The sequence below is a fragment of the Desulfonatronospira sp. genome, from assembly GCA_003563255.1.
Lineage (GTDB): Bacteria > Desulfobacterota > Desulfovibrionia > Desulfovibrionales > Desulfonatronovibrionaceae > Desulfonatronospira.
In genome coordinates this window covers 1-4,476 of record PWSL01000137.1, presented here as the reverse complement: position 1 = coordinate 4,476, position 4,476 = coordinate 1, and the positions used below count along the sequence as shown (strand labels likewise).

General features: G+C 45.2%; 5 protein-coding genes. 4 read left to right on the top strand and 1 reads right to left on the bottom strand.

The annotated features are described in order from the left end of the window. The 4 genes from QZP87_RS03750 to QZP87_RS03735 form a co-directional block, all read left to right on the top strand. Positions 1-357 (top strand): phosphopantothenoylcysteine decarboxylase (locus tag QZP87_RS03750; protein WP_291321578.1); only part of this gene is annotated, 357 nt, incomplete at its 5' end. Between the two features lie 1,128 nt (positions 358-1,485). Further along, entirely contained in the window at positions 1,486-2,787 is a 1,302-nt protein-coding gene (locus QZP87_RS03745) for a nodulation protein NfeD (protein WP_291321577.1), read from the top strand. Between the two features lie 19 nt (positions 2,788-2,806). Next, positions 2,807-3,643: a slipin family protein gene (locus QZP87_RS03740; protein WP_291321576.1), complete on the top strand. Its 837-nt coding sequence runs from the start codon at positions 2,807-2,809 to the stop codon at positions 3,641-3,643. A gap of 46 nt (positions 3,644-3,689) precedes the next feature. After that, positions 3,690-3,989, top strand: coding sequence for a GAK system XXXCH domain-containing protein (locus QZP87_RS03735; RefSeq protein WP_291321575.1), 300 nt, complete (start codon positions 3,690-3,692; stop codon positions 3,987-3,989). A gap of 298 nt (positions 3,990-4,287) precedes the next feature. Here the strand turns inward: QZP87_RS03735 and QZP87_RS03730 are convergent. Beyond that, on the bottom strand, positions 4,288-4,476 hold a 189-nt coding region (locus QZP87_RS03730; RefSeq protein WP_291321574.1), incomplete at its 5' end, for a hypothetical protein.

The window sequence follows — 4,476 nt, the reverse complement described above, 5'->3', positions numbered from 1 at the left end:
ACCCCTGTTCCATGTCCGCAGCCAAAATTTAAAAAGCAAGGCAAAGAATCTCTTCAGTTGACGATGGAGCCGACCATCGACATACTTGCAGCCATGAGCAGCAATAAAACCCATAAACAAAAAATAATCGGATTTGCTGCTGAGGCTCAGGACCTGGAGTCCAATGCTCTGAACAAACTTAAAAACAAGCAATTGGACATCATTGTAGCCAATCAAGTGTTAAAGGAAAAAACCCCTTTCGGGTCTGAGGATAATCAAGTGTTTGTATTTGATAGACATGGCCGTCAAGAACACTGGCCCGGCTCATCAAAGCAAAGTATCGCATGGAGCCTCCTGGATTGGATTCAAAGATTATAAATTCACATCCTGCAGCAACCAGGCTTTATATGCTTGGTGTCAATTATCATGTCAATTTCAGACACGACCGCCTGCGTTCAAAAGGTGATGTCCACCATGTTTCAGATTTTTCAAAAAACAATTCTCATGACAAAATTTCCAGTTTCAGCGTCTCACAGGAGACCATCCTGACACATCAAAAGCTGGAGCCATTCTTAGAATCCATGAACAGACCCGCCTACTCGGTATGGACATATTATGAACTATATCAGGACCTGTCACAAGATCAAAAATCACATAGATTAAAACTGCTGCAGACAGTTCAGAGTCATTTGGGCTGGGATGCTCTAGCTGTCACTTACTGGCCAGTTTTCAGTCCGATCCATCAGGATTCCCTGTCAAGGAGACATTTTTTTATTTCATTTATGAACAGAATTAATCCGGTGTATATTTTTTGTTTTGGAGCCAAAGCATTTCATGTGCTCTTTCCTGACAAGCGGTTTCATTATGGGAAATGGATGATTGACCAGCTCTCACTCATTGTTTTGCCTGATATCGAGTCACTGCTGCCAGACAACAGGATTTTAAAAAATTTTGTCTGGAATGTTTTAAAAAAATACACCCCGGATAATTATTGATTCTGAAGATTTCTGTATTATAATTCTATAATCAGAAGTACCTGTTCAGAGCTGGAAGGGGACTGGCTCTTTTTATGACCCGATAGTCCGGCCGTTTTACGGTTTGAGGTCGTCAAAAGTGCCTGTCCCCGTTGGCCGTTTCGCATAAATTGAGGCCCCTTCTGTGCAAAAGAGACTGCCCACGGAATACACGGAATTTCACAGAATATGCGTTGCTTCGCAACGCTTTAAAAACTTCCGTGCCCTTCCGTGTGTTCCGTGGGCCTACCCTCTTGGCTTTCTTTAAAAATGAAACAACGTGTTTGTTTGAAATTTATGCTAAGCGCCTAACAGAGCAGCGCTTTGCAGATCGTATGACAGCCTGCCGGCACCTGCGTGCCGAAGTGAAGGGCGTACAGCCCTGGTGGGAGCCGGAGAACCGGCCCCTGCTTATTTTATGATTTATCTGTCAGCACTTTTCAAATCCGTGTTCAACAGTTGCCAACTTTTTAATCTCAACAGAGAGAATACAATGAAATTATTTAAACTGTGTTTTGCTGCAGCAATTGTTTTTATGTTCTTCAATTTAGTGTTTGCTGAGAACGACGGCTATAAGCATCGAATCCTCAAGGTGGATATCGATGGCCCGATAACCCCTGCAACGGAGGAGCTGTTGCAGGGGTCTATAGCTAGAGCTCAGGATGAAGATTTTATAGCTTTGATGATACGTCTGGATACACCAGGTGGTTTAGCTGAGTCCATGCGCAATATGGTCAAGGATATTCTCAATTCTGAGGTCCCTGTAATTGTCTGGGTCGATCCTCCAGGTGCCAGGGCGACCTCTGCCGGTGTTTTCCTGGTTGCAGCTTCTGACCATGCTGTAATGAGTCCTATGACCACCATAGGATCTGCATCACCAGTTACCATGGGAGGTGAAGAGCAGGATGAAACCATGGCTGCAAAGATTATCAACGAAATGCTCTCACTGGTTCGTTCTGTGGCCAAGGACAAAGACCGTAATATTGAGTGGTATGAAAGGGCGGTCACAGAGGCTGCAAATATCTATGCTGAAGAAGCACTTCAAAAACGGGTTATTGATCATATTGCTGTATCTGAAGAGGATCTTTTAAGCCAGCTGGGAAAGAAGGGTATTTACGTTGCCGGTGAAGAGATTACCTTTGACAGCCAGGACATTTATATTGTCCAGTTCGAACCTGGAATCAAATACAAAATTCTATCATGGCTCCTACATCCACAGATAGCATATCTTCTGTTTTTAGCCGGCATGGCAGGCCTTTTTTTTGAACTCTCCAACCCTGGAGCTATTTTCCCGGGAGTTATTGGTTCCATGTGCCTTGTAATGGGGCTTTACTCCCTGGCGGTATTGCCTACAAATATTGCAGGAATTTTATTGCTAATACTTGGTTTTATATTTATAATACTGGAAGTTAACATGCCCACATTCGGATTATTGACAACAGCAGCCATCGCCAGTTTTTTCTTTGGCTCTTTATTCCTGTTCGATGCTGAACACCCATACTTTCAGATACCTACTATGACAATAATACCTGTAGTTCTTATAATGACAGTTGTACTGCTCGGACTGGCCTACCTGATAGGTAGATCACAAATGGCTCCAAAGACCCATCAGACAGGTCTACCTGACAACACATCCACCGCTAAAGTCGTCAACTGGACCGGAACCCATGGCCAGGTTAAGATCAGGGGGGAAATCTGGAGAGCACAGTCCAGGGAATACGTATCTCTGCAACCCGGCCAGGACGTTCAGATAGAACAGATCGAAGGTCTGACAATATATATTAAACCAGTCTAATCTTTAGCAGGAGGTACAAATGTTAACCTACGCTCTCCCAATACTTATACTCGTCGTATTATTCCTGATGAACGCAATCAGGGTGCTCAACGAGTACGAAAGAGGGGTCATCTTTCGACTGGGCCGATTTCTAAAGGTCAAGGGCCCCGGCATCATCATACTGATCCCGGTGCTTGATAAGATGGTCAGAACAAGCCTCAGGATCGTCACTCTGGACGTCCCTCACCAGGAAGTCATCACCCAGGACAACGTCACCATAAAGGTCAATGCTTTTTTGTACTACAGAATCATGTCACCCCAACACGCAGTTCTGGAAATTGAGGACTACCATTTCGCAACATCTCAGCTTTCACAGACAACCATACGAACTGTTTGTGGAGCTTCAGAACTTGACGAAATCCTGGGTCAACGCGAAAAACTGAATACAAAAATCCAGTCCATTCTGGATGAGCAGACCGATGCATGGGGAGTCAAAGTTACAACTGTAGAGCTTAAACATATCGATCTGCCTCAGGAAATGCAGCGGGCAATGGCAGCACAGGCAGAAGCCGAGCGTGAAAGAAGAGCCAAGGTCATCAGTGCAGAAGGTGAATTTCAGGCTGCCAAAAGGCTGACGCAAGCAGCTCAGATTATTTCTGAATACCCGCAGGCGCTGCAGCTCAGGTATCTACAGACCATGCGCGAGATGACTTCAGAGGGCAGAAACGCAACCGTAATACCCATTCCCATTGACCTCTTCAAGGGTTTGAGCTCTGTAATGTCAGGGCATGCCCAAGGTCCTGCTAAAATCGACCCCGAGGATCTACCTGAACCGGAAATACCGCCGGACCCCCTTGATGAGGGACAGAAAAGCTGACGGCCTTACATGGTTCAGAGTAAACACATATACCAAGGGTGCTTAAATGATGACAGAACCATTAAATACCCAGATCAGGGATATGCTGGATAGCATAAGGCAAGCCCAGAATGATAATCAATTACCTGACATACAGGAAGTACAGCAGTTTACACGTATAGCCCGCACTATGCCAATGCATGCCGAAGACAACTGGCTTGCTGAGGCTGAAGATTTTGCTCACCTGGCGGATCAGTTACTGCAGGCGGTCAAAAACGGCGACCATCAGGACGCTGTACTATTAATGGATTCCATTAAGGAAGCCTGGATATTTATTTCAGAAATAGCACCACAACAGAACTTTTAATTTGTATCTGTCAGCACTTTGCATGTAGCACGGGGACTGGCTTTTTTTAAAATCCACACGTCCCTAATAATGAGTCGATATGAGCACAAAATGATACTCAAGTGGTTCCCGGAGTGCCTGTCCCCTGCTTTCCTTAAAATTGTAGCACGGGGACTGGCTCTTCCGGGATCCACTTGTCCCTGAAAATGAGTCGATTTGAGCACAAAATGACAACAAGTGGTTCCCGGAGTGCCTGTCCCCTGCTTTCCTTACAAGTAACTAGAATCGTATTGGCTATAAAATCAGGTACTTGCAAATTTCAGGATATTTGCTCTTTGCTCTTGTTCCCAGGCTCCAGCCACATTTTGCACTTGTTCCCAGGCTCCAGCCTGGGAACACCGTTTTTTCGTGGCTCCAGCCACATTTTGCTCTTGCTCTTGTTCCCAGGCTCCAGCCTGGGAACACCATTTTTTCGTGGCTCCAGCCACATTTTGCTCTTGCTCTTGTT